Source organism: Paenibacillus sp. y28 (genome assembly GCF_037137075.1).
Lineage (GTDB): Bacteria > Bacillota > Bacilli > Paenibacillales > NBRC-103111 > JBBBNV01.
The window spans coordinates 1-4,661 of sequence record NZ_JBBBNV010000062.1 but is presented as its reverse complement, the minus strand read 5'-3'; the positions used below and the strand labels follow the sequence as shown (position 1 = coordinate 4,661).

General features: G+C 41.2%; 1 protein-coding gene. It reads right to left on the bottom strand.

Features of this window, described 5'->3' with window-relative positions:
• Positions 1 to 308: 308 nt before the first annotated feature.
• The gene (locus WBG83_RS22085; protein WP_336747548.1) at positions 309 to 4,445 is read right to left on the bottom strand and encodes an AAA domain-containing protein; all 4,137 of its coding nucleotides are present in this window, start codon (positions 4,443 to 4,445) and stop codon (positions 309 to 311) included.
• Positions 4,446 to 4,661 lie beyond the last annotated feature (216 nt).

Here is a 4,661-nt window from a genome sequence, read left to right as displayed (position 1 = left end):
AGTCGATAGCGATTCCTCATCTCTACAGTTTGCAATTGGACACACTCCCATTAGAGTTTTTCGAGTAGGGTCGAAAAGATCCAACGACTACTCTAACGGAATTGTCTCAAAATCTAGACTGCATTGGAATACACCTTCTTGTTAGACGCTTACTCACAATGTGCACTCTGAAAGGAAGCGGAGCTAGAAGAAATCCTACAAATACTTTTGGAACAGGATATTAAGGTACTTCATAAGGCAAAGACAATCCTGAAAGAACGATATGAATGAGAAAAAGCAGAAGAGAGTGTTCCTCATCTGCTTTTTTGTTACCTGGATCGTACCGTATTCTTGCCTTTGCATATCTTGCAGTTCCGTCCGTACAGGGTAGCTAAATTGGGGTCATAGAACTCGGATAAATCCTTCATCTGACCGCATTTTCCACACTTTTTGATTTGCTTGCTTTCAATTTTTTCGTAGGTTTCCGCGACTTCCTTGCGCAGATCGTCCTCATCTTCAGTTTCCGTTATTTTAAAGGTCCGGGCCAATTGTCGATCCAAATACTGCAACGGGTTGTCACGAATAACGAACTTGTTGAGACGAATGAAGGGGTAACCGTAGGATTCAATCGTTTTCTGTCGCTCAACATCAGACTCTACATAGTAGCGAGTGTAGGTAAACTCATTTATGGAATCACTGGACTCAAAGTGAAACTCAAAGCCGTCATATTCAATGATCGCAGAACGCGCCCGATCACCCGGCTTCCGGAATATCAATAGGAAATCAATACGGTAATCCGGAATCTTTGCCATAGGATCTAATTGTTTGATATACCTGCCAATATCAAATTGTGGAATGATCTCGATGTGTCCCTTATTTTTTTTATAAAACTTTGTCTGTTGGATCCATTGTAGGACCATGGGCTCCATTTTGGATCTACCATCGGTTTGTTCCAACAAGCTCGCCTCATCCGGACCTTGCATCATATTCTTGAAATATTGAAGAACTCGGCCAGTCTCATGTTGGATTTCCTCCGGTTGTTTGCTCAGGATAAAGCGAATACTTTCCTTCGCACGACTAAAGCCAACATTTAAACGTTGTGCTTTTAGTGTTCCATTTTCCTCCTCTGCAGCCTTATCCAACTTAACAGGGAATATATACTTCAGACTATCTTCACCCGGCTTTTCAACCATGGAATAGTAGATAATATCCCTTTCCTCACCCTGGCAGGAGTCAAAAGTCATGATCTTTAGATGAAACTTCTCCATGTAGTACTCCCAATCCTTAGAAGCCAGAATCCTGCTTGTCAATAGTTTCTGCTGGTTCGTAAACGGTGTGATGATTCCAACCGTTCCTTGATAATTCATTTGCTTCAACCGGTTAAGCTCATCAAGGATATAGTGAATCTCATCGGTATTTGTATTTTTTAGCCTTTCTTTACGCGGATCTGCCTGGATGACATGAAATTGAAGCACGTCGTTCAGACTAACACCACGTATCTTCATCACCTGGAGGGAATCCTGGTAAAAGTTTTTATTTGAGTAGCTGATGAGCTCAATATACCCTCTAAAGTGCTTCTTCAGGCTGCATTCGTAATTAGGTATATTTTTCATAAAATCGAGGATGGAGTTCTTGATATTGAAATTCTCTATCTTCATCTCTAAACTCTCACGCTCAAATTCAGGGCGGTCAACGATATCCTTTTTGAAAGCGTCCCGTACTCGATTGAATAAAAGGTTGTTTACTTTGGTAGAAGCGTTATGAGATTTCACGTTCGCAAACTGCTTGGAATCCCCTAGGACGATCGTTTTCTTACCTCGAATGATAGCTGGAAAGGCTTGAGCAATGCTGACTTGAGAGGCCTCGTCAATGATCACAACATCAAACAGATTGGCCTCCAAGGGTATGAATTCTCCTAGTTCTCGAATTCCAACAATGAGGCAAGGAAAGGCTTGCACCAATGGCTCCAACAAGTGTTTAGGGATTTTCTTCTTTGCTCGAAAAATCTTGCGCAGCTCCTCGGCATCATTCCTGTAATTCTCACGAAATTGGACCACACTGTCATCAAGGATATTGGTCATCTTCAAGATGAGTCTGTTCTCTAGAACTCCCCGCTGCTCTACATATAAATTAGCCGGCGACTCCTTACCTTCGTTAATAAAGTAGTGGGTTTGCAAGTAAGAAACGACTCTTAGTATTTCTTCTTCAGGGGTTTTCGCAAATGACCAGAGCAACTCATTATCCAGCTGATCCGAATCCACCCCAAGGGCTAGAACCGTCTTAACAAGTTCCTTTTTTGTTTTCTTTACTTCTCGGATCTGGCCTATAATTTTCTCCAATAACTCCATGAGATTCGAGAGTTTGTCTTCACGCATCGTCCTAAAGAGATCGAGGGATTCTTTCATCCACTTCTGTTCCAGCTTATGTGATTGTTTATAATACTGGAGTTCATTTTGAAGTATCGCCCGCTCCGCCTTTAATGAAAATTTCTCACTCCCGAAGAACTCTTCAGTAAGACGTTGCTCTAGAGCCTTGATCTTTTTCCCGGCGAATAAAAACCCGAACAAAGGATTTCTTAGCTCATCGAGTTCCTTCATGCATTGATCAAGCACTTGAACTTTGGTGGCTTCAATAACTCGAAGAAACTTGAAGGTTTTCTGTTCCTTATTCAAGCTTGAATGTATTGGCTGTAGCTCCTTCAAGAGTGCTTCGAGGCTGGATTTCCATTTGTCAAAAGTCATTCCATCAAAATGAAACTTGATTTGGCTCATTTCTGTTAACTGATCCATAGCATGGAGAATTCCAGACAACGATCTCCACAGATCAAACAGACGCTGCGGTTTCTTACCATCTCTCAACTCAGCTAAATTCAACCGATTCTTCCATTGCTGTTCGAAAGTCGATTCATAAGCAACATACTTTTGAACCTGATCCGAGTGGAGGAAATATTGGGAGTCGATTTCACTCTCAATATCACTAATCATTTTGGAATGTGTTTCTTTAATTTCGGATTCAACCTGCTCCTTGTGTCTACGGTATGCCCCATGCCGGGTCTTGATTTTCTCGTAATTGGCTGTTTTGAAAATTCCGGCGAAATTTGAATCCTTCTTGCCAAGGCGAAGAATTGGATTTTGCACGAAGTCATCAAGTTTCATTTTATCCAAGACAGAGTTTATCTTATCTTCGACAACATCCAAAGCTTCCTTCTTATCACTAACCATCAGAACCGATTTACCGTTCATTAGAGCATTAAAAATGATGGCCGTGATCGTATGGCTCTTGCCGGTACCAGGAGGACCCTCTATGATGATCCGGTCGCAACCTTCTGTGTCAATCGCCTTCAGGACTTGGATTTGCTCTTTGTTTAACGGAATAGGACTTGTATAGCTGAGCCTTTCACTACTAGTCTTGTTCTCATAATCCTCTTCAATGACTCTAGCAAAGGACTTGGGGTTGCGGACGAGAAAGTCTTCACTGAGCTTGTTAAATAGAGCCAAGGCCTCGGAATTCTCTCCGGACTGAAGCAGCGTTAGCAATTCCTCGTAATCATTAAGCAATGATTCGTCAGACTTGTCAGCGAGAACAACATAACATTGATTCGTGATCTCAAATTTACCGTTCTTGATTTTCGATACTGAATCTTGTGATCCCTTAAGATCAATTGTTCGCATCCCCAGGAAGTTGGTTAATTCGCTGATTATATTTTTAAGATAAGTAATGAACTCCGTTTCACTTTGAAAATTGGCCAAGTAAATATGCCGCGGCGGAAGCTCAACCTGCCAATCCTTTTTTTGTTCTTCAGCGTATAAACCCGTTACGTATTCAATGGCCTTCTTGTTTATAAGCAGTACAGGGTCAAACTCAATGGAGAAACTATCATGCTCATTTTGTTCGATTGAAAGTGGTATATAGAAAACGGGGTAGCGCTGCTCCTCGTAGCAGATATCAAGGAAATACAAATAAAACTCATGCTTATCTGTTAAAAGTTTATTTTTCCAAAGGTCATAAAGCTCATCATATAGACCGGCAAGGCGATATTCATTAAGATAATTTGTTACATCAGCAAGTGTCGGCTCCACAACTTCTTCAAGCAACGGTTCTATCTTGAATCTCCCCGGCAGCTTTTTCTTACGCAATTCACGATTAATGTAGGCTTCAATGGAGGCAAAATCTACATTCTCATCATCAATTTGATTCAATGCTTGTTTACAAATGCTCTCTGGAATTCGAATTACTGCGGAATCGCGGTTTATCGCTCCGAAAGGATTATTGAAATGAGACAACAAGGCTTTAAGTGCCATCTCATTGATACCCGGATAATTCGTCAAGTGAATTTCCGATTCAGGTTCCGCACCAATCTTGCGACTTGGGGCTGAGCGACCAGAAAAATCGGATTCCAAAAACGCCATATAATAACGGGCTAGTTCAGAAAGAAATTCCTTTGAATGCATTATGCCATCAATCATGCGTTTCCACTCCATAGTCCTTGATAGGTCTTTCTTCGCATTCCTATTTTACCATATCGTCGATTGTGCTGGCTTTAATATTAGACATTTTCAGTTTCACAAGCAACTTAATGTGTTTAATCGCTATCCTCGTATAGTACTAGTGCTTGATTCCGCAAAAGTTCCAACGGTAATAGGGCAATCTTACCAAGGGTTATGTTACACTTGATGAACATA

Bases quoted from the DNA above. Each gene is read 5' to 3' on its own strand.
- WBG83_RS22085 (WP_336747548.1), bottom strand. From the start codon at position 4,445: ATGATTGATGGCATAATGCATTCAAAGGAATTTCTTTCTGAACTAGCC.